The following is a 12,809-nucleotide window of genomic DNA, read 5'->3' as shown; positions in this document are numbered from 1 at the left end:
GGGCGACGGCGCGCGGCCGGTCCTGCGGCGGCCGGGCGAGCGGCCGGGTGGGCTCAGCGGCCGTGGCCGTGCCCCTGCTCGGTGTCGTGGACGCTGTTCGTCGCGGCGATCTTCTTCCACGACTTCGGCTCCGCCTTCGGGGCCGCGGCGGGCGCCGGGGCCGCGAGCGAGCGACCCGTCGCGCCCGGCGCCTTCGGCTTCGCCGCCGGGGCGGAGAAGGCGGGCTTGCCCGGGGTGTACAGCCAGGTCTCGAAGAGGTCGGCCAGCGGCTTGCCGGAGACCCGCTCGGCGTAGCGGACGAAGTCGTTCACCTTGGCGTTGCCGTAGGCGCGCTCGGTCGGCCAACCCTTGAGGATCTTGAAGAACTTCTCGTCGCCGACCTCGTTGCGCAGCGCCTGGATCGCGATCGCGCCCCGGTCGTAGACGGCCGCGTCGAACTGCTTGTCGGCGCCCGGGTCACCGGGCTTGACCTGCCAGAACGGGTCCTCGGCGGGCCGGGTCGAGTACGTCCAGTCGGCCAGCTCCTGGGCGGTCCCCTCGCCCTCCTTCTCCGACCACAGCCACTGGCTGTAGCGGGCGAAGCCCTCGTTGATCCAGATGTCCTTCCAGCCGTCGACCGAGACGCTGTCGCCGTACCACTGGTGGGCCAGCTCGTGCACGACGACCTGGACGTTGGCCCCGTTCGCGAACTGGCGCGGGCTGTAGAAGGGGCGGGTCTGGGTCTCCAGCGCGAAGCCGCTCGGCACGTTCGGTACGTAGCCGCCCAGCGCGTTGAAGGGGTACGGGCCGAAGACCCCCTCCAGCCATTCGGCGACCTCGGTCGTGCGCTCGACGCTCGCCTTCGCCGCGCCCGCGTTGTCCCCCAGGTCCACGCTGTAGGCGTTCAGCACCGGCAGCCCGCTCGCGGTCTTGTCCGTGGTGATGTCGAACTTGCCGATGGCGAGGGTGGTCAGGTAGGTGGCCTGGGGCTTGTTGGAGCGCCAGTTGTAGCGGGTCCAGCCGAGCTTCGAACTCTGCGACTGGAGAACGCCGTTGCTGATGGCCTGCAGCCCGTCCGGGACGTTGATCGAGACGTCGAACGTCGCCTTGTCCAGCGGGTGGTCATTGCTCGGGAACCACCAGATGGCCGAGTCCGGCTCCTGGGCCGCGACCGCGCCGTCCGGGGTGCGCGCCCAGGCCGACCAGCCGTCGACCTTGAACTCCGAAGGCTTGCCCGCGTACTTGACGACCACCGTGGCCTGCTTGTTCTTCTGCAGCGCGGTCGCGGGGGTCACCTCCAGCTCCTGGGTGCCGGTCTTGGCGAACTTCGCCTTGGCGCCGTTGACCCGGACCTCGCTCACCTGGAGGCCGAAGTCCAGGTTGAAGCGGGAGAGGTCCTGCTTGGCGGTGGTCAGGAGGGTCGCCGTGCCCTCCAGGAGGTCGGTCTTCGGCTGGTACTGGAGTCTCAAGTCGTAGTGCGAGACGTCGTATCCACCGTTGCCGCTGGCCGGGTAGTAGGGATCGCCGATACCCGGGGCGCCCGGAACGGCGGTCGCCGCCGATGCCGGGATCACCAGCAGCAGGGAGGCGGCGAGCACGCTCGGGGCGATGACTTTGCGTCGCACGAAGGACTCCAAGGGGTAGGGGAGACGGTTCTCCTGAGCGGTGTTCAGCTCGGATCGAGGCTTGTGTGTTCGACCGTATTCACCCCTGCGCCCCACGTCATGTCCATGGCCCCTGCTGTCACACGATCGCCATTCGGACGTCACACCGCGCCATCCGGACGGCCCCCGGCCAGGTGGGGCGGGACCGGTGGGCGGGGAAGAACGGCCGGATCTCGTGGTCGCGGCCGTGGAAGCGTGCCCGGTGGGCGGCCCGGCGCCGACCCGGCGGGCGGGCTCCGGCGACCCTGTTGTACATACCAATCAGTCGGTAGGGTGCGGGCATGACGCTCTCCACCCTCCCGCCCTTCGCCGCACGCCGCTGTTGGCACGCCGCCATCAATCCGCTGCACGCCACCATCTACTTCTCGCCGGATCTGGCCCGGGAACTGGCCCTCCTCGGCATCGAGGGCTCGGCCGCTCCCCTGAGCAGCCGCAGCGCCGCCCTGGGCGCCGTCGGCCCCGGCACCGTGGCCGCGGCCTTCTACAACTACAGCCACGCCCACCTCGCCCAGTTCCTGCCCGCGGTGTGGCAGAAGGCGGACCCCGAGCAGGTACTCGCCGCCCGGCTGCGGGCCGTCGACGCGACCCTCACCCGGCTGCTCGGCGCCGAGGTCCTGGCCTCCCCGGAGCTGGCCGAGGCGGCCGACCTGGCGATGCGCGCCACCGAGGGCTGCACCCGGCACGGGCGCCCGCTCTACTCCGCCCACGCCGACCTGCCGGTCCCCGAGGCCGCCCACCTGCGCCTGTGGCACGCCACCACCCTGCTGCGCGAGCACCGCGGCGACGGTCACCTCGCCGCCCTGCTCATCGCCGGACTCGATCCCGTCGAGGCGCTGATCAGCCACAACGCCACCGGCCACGGCATGACCTCGAAGTGGTTGCGCGCCACCCGCGGCTGGAGCGCGGCCGACCTGGCGGCCGCCGCCGACCGGCTGCGCGGGCGCGGGCTCCTCGATGCCGAGAACGAGCTGACCGAGGCCGGTACGGCGCTGCGCGAGCAGCTGGAGGCGGACACCGACCGGCTCGACGCGGCCCCGTACGAACACCTCGGCGCGGCCGACCTGGCCCGCCTGCACGAGCTGGGCGGCGCCCTCGTCGTCCGGGCCCTCCGCGCCGGCGCCTTCCCGGCGGACCTCACCGGCAAGGGCTGACACCGGCCGGGAACGGCCCGGTCCCGCCGGTCGATCGGCAGGGTTCCCGACCTCCGCCACCGCCACCTGCCACAATTGGCAGCTTCCAGCGCAGTGCGGCAGTGCAGACGAAGGCGGGACCGGAACGTGACGACGTCCATCGAAGGCAGGATCGCCGAGGAACTCGGCGTACGGGAGCGGCAGGTCAAGGCCGCCGTCGAGCTGCTCGACGGCGGCTCCACCGTGCCGTTCATTGCGCGCTACCGCAAGGAAGCGACCGAGCTGCTCGACGACGCCCAGCTGCGCACCCTGGAGGAGCGGCTGCGGTACCTGCGCGAACTGGAGGACCGCCGCGCCGCGATCCTGGAGTCCGTGCGGGAGCAGGGCAAGCTCGACGACGCCCTGACGGCCATGATCAACGCGGCCGACACCAAGGCCCGGCTGGAGGACATCTACCTGCCCTTCAAGCCCAAGCGCCGCACCAAGGCGCAGATCGCCCGTGAGGCGGGCCTGGAGCCGCTCGCCACGGGGCTGCTCGCCGACCCCTCGGTGGATCCGGTCGCCGCGGCCGCCGCGTTCGTCGACGCCGACACGGGCGTCGCCGACCCGGCCGCCGCGCTCGAAGGCGCCCGCGCCATCCTCACCGAGCGGTTCGCCGAGGACGCCGACCTGATCGGCGAGCTGCGCGAACGGATGTGGACCCGGGGCCGGATGGCCGCCAAGGTGCGCGACGGCCAGGAGGAGGCGGGCGCCAAGTTCGCCGACTACTTCGACTTCGCCGAGCCCCTCACCGCGCTGCCCTCGCACCGCGTCCTCGCCATGCTGCGCGGCGAGAAGGAGGACGTCCTCGACCTCACCCTGGAGCCCGAGGAGCCGAGCGAGACCCCCGGTCCCTCCACCTACGAGGGCATGGTCGCCCGCCGCTTCGGCGTCGCCGACCGCGGTCGGCCCGGGGACAAGTGGCTCGCCGACAGCGTCCGTTGGGCCTGGCGCACCAAGATCCAGGTGCACCTGGGGCTCGACCTGCGCACCCGGCTGCGCCAGGCCGCCGAGGACGAGGCGGTCCGCGTCTTCGCCTCCAACCTGCGGGACCTGCTGCTCGCGGCGCCCGCCGGCACCCGCGCCACGCTGGGCCTGGACCCGGGCTTCCGCACCGGCGTGAAGGTCGCCGTCGTGGACGCCACCGGCAAGGTCGTGGCGACCGAGGTGATCTACCCGCACGTGCCGGCCAACAAGTGGGACGATTCCCTCGCCAAGCTGGCCCGCCTCGCCCGCGAGCACGCGGTCGACCTGGTCGCCATCGGCAACGGGACCGCCTCGCGCGAGACCGACAAGCTCGCCGCCGACCTGATCGCCCGGCACCCCGAGCTGAACCTGACCAAGGTGATGGTCTCGGAGGCGGGCGCCTCCGTGTACTCGGCCTCCGCCTTCGCCTCGCAGGAACTCCCGGACATGGACGTGTCGTTGCGCGGGGCCGTCTCCATCGCCCGCCGCCTGCAGGACCCGCTCGCCGAACTGGTGAAGATCGACCCGAAGTCGATCGGCGTCGGCCAGTACCAGCACGACCTGTCCGAGGTGAAGCTCTCCCGCTCCCTCGACGCGGTCGTCGAGGACTGCGTGAACGGCGTCGGCGTGGACGTCAACACCGCCTCCGCGCCGCTGCTCTCCCGGGTCTCGGGCATCAGCGGCGGTCTCGCCGAGAACATCGTCGCCCACCGCGACGCCAACGGCCCCTTCCGCAGCCGCAGGGCGCTCAAGGACGTGGCCCGGCTCGGCCCCAAGGCGTACGAGCAGTGCGCCGGCTTCCTGCGGATCCGCGACGGGGAGGACCCGCTGGACTCCTCCAGCGTGCACCCCGAGGCCTACCCGGTGGTCCGGGCGATGGGCAAGCAGGCGGGCGGCCAGGTGGCGGCGCTGATCGGCAACACCGCCGTACTGCGCTCCCTGCGCCCCGCGGACTTCGTCACGGAGACCTTCGGCCTGCCGACCGTCTCGGACATCCTGCGCGAGCTGGAGAAGCCGGGCCGCGACCCGCGACCCGCCTTCAAGACGGCCACCTTCAAGGAGGGCGTGGAGAAGATCGGCGACCTGGCCCCCGGGATGATCCTGGAGGGCGTGGTCACCAACGTGGCGGCCTTCGGCGCGTTCATCGACATCGGCGTCCACCAGGACGGCCTGGCGCACGTCTCGGCGCTCTCGAAGACCTTCGTCAAGGATCCCCGCGACGTGGTCAAGCCCGGTGACATCGTCCGGGTGAAGGTCATGGACGTGGACATCCCGCGCAAGCGGATCTCGCTCACCCTGCGGCTGGAGGACGAGGGGGCGGACCGCGCGGCGGGCGCCCCGCGGCCCCGCCAGGAGCGCGGCGAGCGCGGTTCCGGCGGGCGCCCGCCGCAGCAGCGCGGTGGCGGCCAGGGCGGTCAGGGCGGTCAGGGCCGCGGCGGCGCCGGCAAGGGTGCCGCCGCCGGTAACGCAGGCGGTGCGGGCAGGAGCGGCAACGCAGGCGGCGCGGGCGGTGGTACGGGCGGCGGCGCCCGGGGCGCGTCCGGCGCCCGCGGTGGCGCCGGTGGCGGTCAGGGCGCCGGCAAGGGCGCTCCGGCGCCGGCCAACAGCGCGATGGCCGATGCCCTGCGCCGGGCCGGTCTGACCGGCCCGGAGGAGCGTCGCGGGCGCTGACGCCCGACGGACCCCCGGCGGCGCCGGGGGCTGATGCGCAGGTCGCGGGCCCGGGCAGGAAGGACTGGCTGAATACCCCCCCTGCCCGGGGGCGCGCCTTGCCAACTCCGGCACCCGATCTGTAGGCATGTGGGAACGCCCGTTCGCCATTCGGCGCGCGGGCTTCCCTGATCCCCCCTCAGGACGTCATGCCCACATCAGCCCCTGCCTATCGACGCTGCCCGGGAAAGGGTCCGAAGAGGGAGCACATGCCATACCGGCAACTCAGCCTGCGCAAACGCTGCGAGACGATTCTCGGTCGCTTGGACTTGCCGCACCCGTTCTCCCTCGACGCCCTGTGCGGGCGGATCGCCGAGCAGCGGGGCCGGCCCATCCGGCTGCACCCGCTCCCCAAGGAAGCCGCCGAGTCCGGCGTGTGCGGCCTGTGGGTGGGCACCACGAGCATCGACTACGTCTTCTACGAGGCCCAGACCTCACCGCTGCACCGCGAGCACATCGTCCTGCACGAGCTGGGCCACATCCTCTTCGGCCACAACTCCCTGGAGGGCGAGGAGAGCGGCGCCCGGGCCCCCGTCATCCTCGGCCGCACCAACTACACCAACCGCCAGGAGCAGGAGGCCGAGATGCTGGCCAGCCTGATCCGCACCAGCGCGGGGCTGCCCCCGGTCGACGAGGCCGCCGGGACGCTGGCCCGCCTGGAGTCCGCCATGGGGTACCGGCGGGTGCAGCATGGCGGCTGACCCGATCGCCGCCTTCGGGGATTCCCTGGCCGTGCCCAGCGTGGTGTGCCTGTGGCTCGCGGTGCTGCTGCGCTCCCCGGCCGCCGTCCGCTCCCCGCAACAGCGCGGACTGCTGCTCGCCGTGGCCACCGCCGCCGCCGCGATGACCCTGAACCTGCCCGACGTGGTCACCTACGCGATGCGCGATCCGCAGTACTCGCACACCGTCGGACTGGTCCGCAACCTCATCGGGGTCTTCTCGGCGGGCGCCGTCCTCTACTTCGTCGCCGCGGCCACCACCCGGGGCCGCCTGCTGCGCCAGAGCGCCGCCGTCACCACCGTCTGCCTGCTCGCCGCGCTGGTCCTGCTCGACCTGACCGCCCCCGGACACGGCACCCACACCATCCCGCCGCACGGCGATCCGGTGCCCTCCCTCGGGTACTGGCTCGTGCTCATCTCGGCGCACCTCGCCGCCAACACCGCCTGCGTGGCCCTGTGCTGGCGCTACGGCCTGCGCACCGAGAGCCGCGCACTGGCCGCCGGACTGTGGCTGTTCGGCCTCGGCACCGCGCTCGCCGGGGCGTTCTGGTTCGTCTACCTCGTGAAGCTGCTCTTCGGCGCCACCGCCGCCATGCCCTGGCTCGCGCTGATGATGAACCTGCACGGGCTGCTGCGCGCCGCCGCCCTGCTCGTGCCCGTGCTCTTCGGACTGCGCCGGACCGTATCCGACGTCGGCACCGCCTGGCGGCTGTGGCCGCTGTGGCGCGACCTGGTCGAGGCGGTGCCGCACGTGGCGCTGACGAAGCCGCGCGCCGGGCGCGTGGTGGAGTTCCTGTGGCCGCCGGTCCCGCGCGACCTGCTGGTCTACCGGAAGGTGATCGAGACCCGCGACGCGATCCTGATCCTGAACGAGTACGTCGTTCCGGGCATCCCGGAGCTGGCCCGCCACCACGTCGTGGGCGCCGGGGTGCCCGCCCCGCGCCGCGGCGCGGCCGCGCTGGCCTGCGTACTCAAGGAGGCGCGCCAGGCCAAGCTCGACGGATCGGCCGGGCGCGCGCCGGACGGGGCCGAGCCGCCGTACGTCCCCTCCTCGGTGCACGGAGCCACGGGCACCGTCGAGGGCAGCGACCTGGAGGACGAGAAGAGCTTCCTCGTCGAGGTCGCCCAGGCCTACGGATCCACCGCCACGCGGACCTTCGCCCCCGAACTGCCCGAACTGCCCGAAACCGCCGGAAAGTGATGCGCACGTGAGCAACCGAACCACCGTTCTGATCACCGGAGCCAGTGCCGGGCTGGGGGCCGCCTTCGCCCGCGGGTTCGCCGCCAAGGGCTGCGACCTCGTCCTCGTCGCCCGGGACGAGGAGCGCCTGGACGCCCTCGCGAAGGAGCTGGGCCGGGACTTCGGCGTGGCCGCCGAGGTGCTGGCCGCCGACCTGCTCGACCCGGAGCGGTGCGCCCGTGTCGTCGCGCGGCTCGCGGACACCGCGCGGCCCGTGGACGTCCTGGTCAACAACGCGGGCTTCGGGCTGCCGGCGCCCTTCCCGTACAGCCCGGTCGAGGACGAGGAGCGGATGCTCGACCTGCTGGTCAAGGTCCCGCTGCGGCTGACCCACGCGCTGGTGCCGGGGCTGCGGGAGCGGCGGCGCGGGGCCGTGCTGAACGTGTCCTCGGTCGCCGGACTGCTGCCCACCGGGACCTACGGCGCCGCCAAGGCCTGGATCACCGCCTTCAGCGAATCGCTGCGGGTGGACCTGGCTCCGTACGGGGTCCGGGTGCTCGCGGTGGTCCCCGGCTTCACCCGGACCGAGTTCCAGGAGCGGGCGGGCATGGACGTCAGCAAGCTGTCCGACGCGGTCTGGCTGGAGCCGGAGGCCGTGGTGGCCCAGGCCCTGCGCGACCTCGCCCGGCGGCGTCCGCTGAGCATCACCGGGCGGCGCTACAAGGCGTACGCCCTGGCGGTGCGGCACCTTCCGCGCACCGTGGTGGCCGCCAGAATGGCCCGCAAGCGCTCGGCCCCGGCGGAGCCGCGCTGACCCCGGCCACGGTCGGCGCGCCCGCCCCTGGCCCCCCACGGCGAAGCCGTCCGCCGCGGCGTCCCCGGCCGCCCCCCGGCGCCCCGCTGGCCGGGCTTGGCCCGCCCCTGGGCTCCCGCCGTGGCGAAGTAGCTCCGGCGTCGTGGCCGCTGCTGCCTCCGGCGGCGCCTCAAACGCCGGCGGGGCTTGGTTTGGGCGGCCCCGGGTCCCGCCTGCGGGGGCTTGGTCCGGTGGGCCCGTGCCTTGTGTGCTGCCGGGGGTGAATCCAGCCCCGCCGGCGTTTGAGGCGCCGCCGGAGGCGGGATGTCGGCCGGGGGCCGGGGTCGTTGGCGGGGCGAATTCAGCCTCGCCGGCGTTTGAGGCGCTGCCGGAGGCGGGGGCCGGGCGTATGCCGGGGGCTACTCCTCGGTGACTCGGCCGTCGGTCACGCGGAGGCGGCGGGTGACCTGGACCGCGTCCAGCATCCGCCGGTCGTGCGTGACCAGCAGCAGGGTGCCCTCGTACGCCTCCAGCGCGGACTCCAGCTGCTCGATCGCCGGCAGGTCCAGGTGGTTCGTCGGCTCGTCCAGCACCAGCAGGTTCACCCCGCGCCCCTGGAGCAGCGCCAGCGCCGCCCGGGTCCGCTCGCCCGGAGACAGGGTGGCCGCGGGACGCAGCACGTGGGCCGCCTTCAGGCCGAACTTCGCGAGCAGGGTCCGCACTTCCGCGGGCTCGGTGTCCGGCACCGCCGCGCAGAAGGCCTCCAGCAGCGACTCGTCGCCGAGGAACAGCCCGCGCGCCTGGTCCACTTCGCCCACCAGCACGCCCGAACCGAGCGTGGCCGAACCGGAGTCCGGCGCCAGCCGCCCGAGCAGCACCGCGAGCAGCGTGGACTTCCCGGCGCCGTTGGCCCCGGTGATCGCCACCCGGTCCGCCCAGTCCAGCTGGAAGCTGGCCGGTCCGAAGGTGAACTCCCCGCGCCGCACGCTCGCTTCGTGCAGGGTCGCGACCACCGAGCCGGAGCGCGGCGCGGCCGCGATCTCCATGCGCAGCTCCCACTCCTTGCGCGGCTCGTCGACCACGTCGAGGCGCTCGATCGCGCGCTGCGTCTGCCGCGCCTTCGACGCCTGCTTCTCGCTGGCCTCGCTGCGGAACTTCTTGCCGATCTTGTCGTTGTCGGTGGCCTTGCGCCGGGCGTTCTTGACGCCCTTGTCCATCCAGCCGCGCTGCATCTGCGCGCGCCCCTCCAGGGCCGCGCGCTTGTCGGCGTACTCGTCGAACTCCTCGCGGGCGTGCGTACGGGCCCGCTCGCGCTCCTCCAGGTAGGCGTCGTACCCGCCGCCGTAGAGGTTGATCTCCTGCTGGGCCAGGTCGAGTTCGAGGACCTTGGTGACCGTCCGGGTGAGGAACTCGCGGTCGTGGCTGATCACCACCGTGCCCGCGCGCAGCCCCTTCACGAAGGACTCCAGCCGCTCCAGGCCCTCCAGGTCGAGGTCGTTCGTCGGCTCGTCGAGCAGGAAGACGTCGTAGCGCGACAGCAGCAGCGAGGCGAGGCCCGCGCGCGCGGCCTGGCCGCCGGAGAGCGCCGTCATCGGCAGGTCGAGGCCCACGGACAGCCCGAGGTCGGCCGCGACCTCCTCGGCCCGCTCGTCCAGGTCGGCCCCGCCGAGGTCCAGCCACCGGTCCAGGGCGGTCGCGTAGGCGTCGTCCGCGCCCGCGACCCCGTCCACCAGGCCCTGCGTGGCCGCGTCCAGCTCCGTCTGCGCGGCGGCCACCCCGGTCCGACGGGCCAGGAACTCCCGGATCGACTCGCCGGGGCGGCGCTCCGGCTCCTGCGGCAGGTGGCCGACGGTGGCGGTGGGCGGGGAGAGCCGCAGCTCACCGGTCTCCGGCGTGTCCAGGCCGGCCAGCAGGCGCAGCAGCGTCGACTTCCCGGCGCCGTTGACGCCGACGAGGCCGATGACGTCACCGGGGGCGACGACCAGGTCGAGACCGGTGAAGAGCGAGCGCGCGCCGTGTCCGGCGGCGAGTTCCTTGGCGACGAGGGTTGCAGTCATGATCCGTCGATCCTATCGGCCGTGCCCGGGCCGCCCGCCCGCACCTCGATGGCAGGAAAGGTGGGGAGCCCGACATTGCGGACGCCGGTGCGGCGCAAGACGATGGATCCATGCCCTCCGAACCCCGGCGCAGCGTGCTCGTCCTCCTCTACGACGGCGTCCAGAGCCTGGACGTCACCGGCCCGGTCGAGGTCTTCGCGGGGGTGGGCCGCTTCCCCGGCCGCGAGGGGTACCGGATCCGCACGGTGTCCCCGGGCGGAGCGCCCGTACGGACCAACAGCGGGCTGACCCTGCTCCCGGACGGCCCGCTGGAAGGCGCCGAGCCGGGCCCGGGCACCACCGTGCTGGTGCCCGGAGGCCAGTACCGGGGGGACTTCGAGCCCCGGCTCACCGACTGGCTGCGCGCGCACGGGACCCGGCCCGACCGGCTCGTGGCCGTGTGCACCGGCGCGCTGCTCCTCGCGGAGGCCGGGCTGCTGGACGGCCGGCGCGCCACCAGCCACTGGAACGCCTGCGCGCAGATGGCCCGGGACTACCCGCGGGTGCGGGTGGAGCCCGAGCCGATCTACGTGCGGGACGGGTACGTCGCCACCTCGGCCGGGGTGACCGCGGGCATCGACCTCGCGCTGGCCCTGGTGGAGGAGGACCACGGCCGGGACATCGCCCTCGACATCGCCCGCCACCTGGTGGTCTACCTGCGCAGGCCGGGCAACCAGGCCCAGTTCAGCGCGCTGCTCGCGGCCCAGAGCGCCCAGCGGGAGCCGCTGCGCGAGGTGCAGCACTGGATCACCGGGCACCCCGGCGCCGAGTTGACCGTCGAGGCGCTCGCCGCCCGCGCCCGGCTCTCGCCACGCCACTTCGCCCGCGCCTTCCACGCCGAGACCGGCACGACCCCCGGCCGCTACGTCGAACGGGTCCGGGTCGAGCACGCCCGCAGGCTCCTGGAGGACACCTCCGAGGGCATCGCCCAGATCGCCCGGGCCTGCGGCTACGGCACCCCGGAGGCGTTGCGGCGCGCCTTCGTCAAGACCCTCGGCCAACCGCCCGCCGAATACCGGCGCCGCTTCGGCGCGCCCGCCTGACCACCCGCCCACACGCACACCCGTGCCCGTTCCCGGAGGACACCGCATGCAGATCGCCGTCCTGCTCTTCGACCGGTTCACCGCCCTCGACGCCATCGGCCCCTTCGACACGCTCGGCCGCCTCCCCGGCGCCGAGACCGTCTTCGTCGCGGAGCGCCCCGGGCCCGTGCGTAACGACTCGGGCCAGCTCGCGCTGGTCGCCGATCGCTCCCTCGCCGACGTCCCGGCCCCGGACATCCTGCTGGTCCCCGGCGGGCCCGGCCAGAGCGCGCAGATGGAGAACGAGGTCCTCCTGGACTGGCTGCGCACCGCGGACGCCCATACGCGGTGGACCACTTCGGTGTGCACCGGCTCGCTCCTGCTCGCCGCCGCCGGGCTGCTGCGGGGCCGGCGCGCCACCAGCCACTGGCTGGCCCTGGACCAGCTCCCGTCGTACGGCGCCGAGCCCACCGGGGAACGGGTGGTCACCGACGGCAAGTACGTGACCGCGGCCGGGGTGTCCTCCGGCATCGACATGGGGCTGACCCTGCTCGGCCGGATCGGCGGGGACCGGCTGGCCCAGTCCGTCCAGCTCCTCACCGAGTACGACCCGCAGCCGCCCTACGACGCGGGCTCGCCCGAGAAGGCCCCCGCCGACATCGTGGCCGAGTGGCGCGAGCAGAGCCGTTTCGTCATGGAGTAGTGGGGTCCGGCGCGGCGGCCCCGCCGACCGCCCAGGTGAAGGCGGGCGTGCGGCGCTCCAGGAAGGCGGCGACCCCCTCGGCGGTGTCGCCGCTGCCGCGCGCCTGGGCCGCCCAGTGCGCGTCCCGGTCCGTGCGCCCGTTCGCGAACTCCTTCGCCGCGGCCTGGGTGAGCCGCGAGCGCCCGGCCAGGATCCGGGTGAACTCGGCGACGCGCTTGTCCAGTTGACCCGCGGGCAGCAGCTCGTCCAGCAGGCCGGTGCGCAGCGCCCGGTCCGCGTCGATCAGCTCGGCGGAGAACAGGAGGTACTTGGCGGTCGCGGGACCCACCAGGGCGGCCAGGCGCCGGGTCGAGGACGCGGGGTAGACGATCCCGAGCCGGGCCGGGGTCACCCCGAAGGACGCCCCCTCCTCGGCGAACCGCAGGTCGCAGGCGGCGGCGAGCTGGCTGCCGCCGCCCACGCAGAACCCGCGGATCGCGGCCAGGGTGGGCTTGGGGAACGCGGCGAGCGCCTCCTCGGCCCGCACGGCCAGGGTCTGCGGATCCTCCGCGGGCCCCGCGGACCGCTGCGGCGCCCGCAGCGAGGAGATGTCGGCGCCGGCGCAGAAGGTGTCCCCGGCCCCGGTCAGTACGAGCGCCCGTACCGCGGGATCGGCCGCGAGGCCCTCCAGCAGTTCCGGCAGCGCGCGCCACATCGCGGCCGTCATGGCGTTGCGCTTGGCGGGGTGCGAGATGACGACCGTGGCGACCCCGTCCGCGACGGTGTGCAGTAGCTGCGCGTCCATGCGCCGGATGCTATCCCGGGCCGT

Annotated in this window: 10 protein-coding genes; 7 read left to right on the top strand and 3 right to left on the bottom strand. The window is 73.9% G+C overall.

Going from position 1 to position 12,809, the window contains the following annotated elements; translation table 11 throughout:
- Positions 1 to 53: 53 nt before the first annotated feature.
- A complete protein-coding gene (locus ACFWAR_RS01540) occupies positions 54 to 1,604 on the bottom strand; it encodes a M1 family metallopeptidase (protein ID WP_385772240.1) in 1,551 nt (516 codons plus the stop codon).
- A gap of 320 nt (positions 1,605 to 1,924) precedes the next feature.
- Between ACFWAR_RS01540 and ACFWAR_RS01535 the strand changes: the two genes are divergently transcribed.
- The 5 genes from ACFWAR_RS01535 (at position 1,925) to ACFWAR_RS01515 (ending at position 8,201) form a co-directional block, all read left to right on the top strand.
- Positions 1,925 to 2,794, top strand: coding sequence for a hypothetical protein (locus ACFWAR_RS01535; protein ID WP_385772239.1), 870 nt, complete (start codon positions 1,925 to 1,927; stop codon positions 2,792 to 2,794).
- Positions 2,795 to 2,920: 126 nt separating this feature from the next.
- Complete coding sequence (locus ACFWAR_RS01530; RefSeq protein WP_385772238.1) at positions 2,921 to 5,449, top strand: Tex family protein; 2,529 nt, start codon at positions 2,921 to 2,923, stop codon at positions 5,447 to 5,449.
- A 302-nt stretch (positions 5,450 to 5,751) separates the two neighbouring features.
- Positions 5,752 to 6,189, top strand: coding sequence for a hypothetical protein (locus tag ACFWAR_RS01525; RefSeq protein WP_385772237.1), 438 nt, complete (start codon positions 5,752 to 5,754; stop codon positions 6,187 to 6,189).
- Complete coding sequence (locus ACFWAR_RS01520; protein ID WP_385772236.1) at positions 6,179 to 7,408, top strand: MAB_1171c family putative transporter; 1,230 nt, start codon at positions 6,179 to 6,181, stop codon at positions 7,406 to 7,408. Before ACFWAR_RS01525 ends, ACFWAR_RS01520 begins: the two co-directional genes overlap by 11 nt.
- A gap of 7 nt (positions 7,409 to 7,415) precedes the next feature.
- Positions 7,416 to 8,201 (top strand): SDR family NAD(P)-dependent oxidoreductase, encoded by a 786-nt coding sequence (locus ACFWAR_RS01515; RefSeq protein WP_385772235.1) that lies wholly within the window; start codon positions 7,416 to 7,418, stop codon positions 8,199 to 8,201.
- Between the two features lie 398 nt (positions 8,202 to 8,599).
- Here ACFWAR_RS01515 and ACFWAR_RS01510 read toward each other — a convergent pair whose 3' ends face one another.
- Entirely contained in the window at positions 8,600 to 10,237 is a 1,638-nt protein-coding gene (locus ACFWAR_RS01510) for an ABC-F family ATP-binding cassette domain-containing protein (RefSeq protein ID WP_385772234.1), read from the bottom strand.
- 110 nt (positions 10,238 to 10,347) lie between these two features.
- Here ACFWAR_RS01510 and ACFWAR_RS01505 point away from each other — a divergent pair, with 110 nt between their 5' ends.
- Together ACFWAR_RS01505 and ACFWAR_RS01500 are read left to right on the top strand one after the other, a co-directional pair.
- On the top strand, positions 10,348 to 11,319 hold the full coding sequence (locus tag ACFWAR_RS01505; protein ID WP_385772233.1) for a GlxA family transcriptional regulator: 972 nt from the start codon (positions 10,348 to 10,350) through the stop codon (positions 11,317 to 11,319).
- Positions 11,320 to 11,365: 46 nt separating this feature from the next.
- Complete coding sequence (locus ACFWAR_RS01500; RefSeq protein ID WP_385772232.1) at positions 11,366 to 12,001, top strand: DJ-1/PfpI family protein; 636 nt, start codon at positions 11,366 to 11,368, stop codon at positions 11,999 to 12,001.
- Here ACFWAR_RS01500 and ACFWAR_RS01495 read toward each other — a convergent pair.
- On the bottom strand, positions 11,991 to 12,785 hold the full coding sequence (locus ACFWAR_RS01495) for an enoyl-CoA hydratase/isomerase family protein (protein ID WP_385772231.1): 795 nt from the start codon (positions 12,783 to 12,785) through the stop codon (positions 11,991 to 11,993). The genes ACFWAR_RS01500 and ACFWAR_RS01495 overlap by 11 nt on opposite strands.
- Positions 12,786 to 12,809 lie beyond the last annotated feature (24 nt).

The sequence above is a fragment of the Streptomyces sp. NPDC059917 genome (assembly GCF_042730635.1).
Classification (GTDB): domain Bacteria; phylum Actinomycetota; class Actinomycetes; order Streptomycetales; family Streptomycetaceae; genus Streptomyces.
The sequence above is the reverse complement of the archived record's forward strand: the minus strand, read 5'-3'. Positions and strand labels throughout refer to the sequence as shown.

Bases quoted from the DNA above. Each gene is read 5' to 3' on its own strand.
- ACFWAR_RS01535 (WP_385772239.1), top strand. From the start codon at position 1,925: ATGACGCTCTCCACCCTCCCGCCCTTCGCCGCACGCCGCTGTTGGCAC.
- ACFWAR_RS01520 (WP_385772236.1), top strand. From the start codon at position 6,179: ATGGCGGCTGACCCGATCGCCGCCTTCGGGGATTCCCTGGCCGTGCCC.
- ACFWAR_RS01510 (WP_385772234.1), bottom strand. From the start codon at position 10,237: ATGACTGCAACCCTCGTCGCCAAGGAACTCGCCGCCGGACACGGCGCG.
- ACFWAR_RS01505 (WP_385772233.1), top strand. From the start codon at position 10,348: ATGCCCTCCGAACCCCGGCGCAGCGTGCTCGTCCTCCTCTACGACGGC.
- ACFWAR_RS01500 (WP_385772232.1), top strand. From the start codon at position 11,366: ATGCAGATCGCCGTCCTGCTCTTCGACCGGTTCACCGCCCTCGACGCC.
- ACFWAR_RS01495 (WP_385772231.1), bottom strand. From the start codon at position 12,785: ATGGACGCGCAGCTACTGCACACCGTCGCGGACGGGGTCGCCACGGTC.